1 protein-coding gene is annotated in these 1,180 nt (G+C 44.4%); it reads right to left on the bottom strand.

Going from position 1 to position 1,180, the window contains the following annotated elements:
- Window positions 1–135: 135 nt before the first annotated feature.
- Entirely contained in the window at window positions 136–900 is a 765-nt protein-coding gene (locus PX481_RS20490) for a hypothetical protein (RefSeq protein WP_002760049.1), read from the bottom strand.
- Between the last annotated feature and the right edge of the window lie 280 nt (window positions 901–1,180).

Here is a 1,180-nt window from a genome sequence, read left to right as displayed (position 1 = left end):
TTTACAAATTTTATGCCATTTAATCCTTATTTTTGCTGTTTTTGAACCATGAAAAATTAATTATGCAAGAGGTTTAATGATTTTTCTGACTGATGACTGATGACTGATGACTGATGACTGATGACTGATGACTGATTACAGTCCACCTTGGGGTCCTAGGGGCAGATTGATATTAGAGGCGAAAACTGGGAGTTGTCTTTCCAGAAAGCGTTGAGTGACTAATTCTCGGAAAATCTCTAGATCTTTTTGCCATTGTCCCAGATATTGTTTGAGCAGATTTAATCGATCGCTGCCCTCGGCCAGATTATAGTTAAAGTTACCGGCAAATAATAGCGCCCCTAAAATTTTGCCATCGGGTAATTGTAATTTTGCCTCGTTAATCGCCACGGATAGCTGAGAGGTTTCTAGCTGATAAAGTAGATTGATGCTGGCTTGTAGGGGGGCTATACCGAAATTGTGCCAAGGACCGGGGGCGAGAAGAGTTTCGGTGATATATTTTTTAGCGGCATCGGGGCTACTAGGGAGAGGAACAATGCTTTTCGGGGCGATACTCAGGGCTTGATATTCGGCTAAAGGGAGTTTATCTAGATATAAACCAACAATTTCTGGCAGTTTCAGTTTCAGGCTATCGGGAGAGTTAATTATCTCCACAAAGGTAATTGTCCGGGGTTGGGCGACGATGCTGATACCATTTTGAAAATTAACTTGAGCGTAATTAGGATTGAGTACCGGCTGGCCATTTAATTCCCAGTCGGGGGGAACTATTCCCGAATATTTGAGGAAATCAACCGTTAGCATGGCGGGATTGAGGCTTTTGGCTGTAATTGCGATGGAAAGTTCTTGTATTTCCCGCAAACTAGCCAGAGGTTGATTGGAGTTATTGTCAGTGGTGGTAATCATCGGTTTTCTCCGTGGATATTTAAGTTTTGTCTCTAAGTAGGTGGGGGTTAAAAATTGTTCAGATCCGCCCCTTATTAAGGGGGATTAAGGGGGGATCGGCACCCCCCTTATTAAGGGGGGATTAAGGGGGGATCTAAAGACAAAATCTATCTTCAATTTAATTGAAACCACTTAAGTAGGTAGGCGTTAAAAGTTGTCAGACACCCCCCTTATCAAGGGGGGCAGGGGGGATCCCCCCGCCTATCGGCACCCCCCTTATCAAGGGGGGCAGGGGGGATCG

This window comes from Microcystis sp. M53603_WE2 (genome assembly GCF_030065435.1).
Note: the sequence above shows the minus strand (reverse complement) of the source record. Positions and strands in the feature narration are given on the sequence as shown.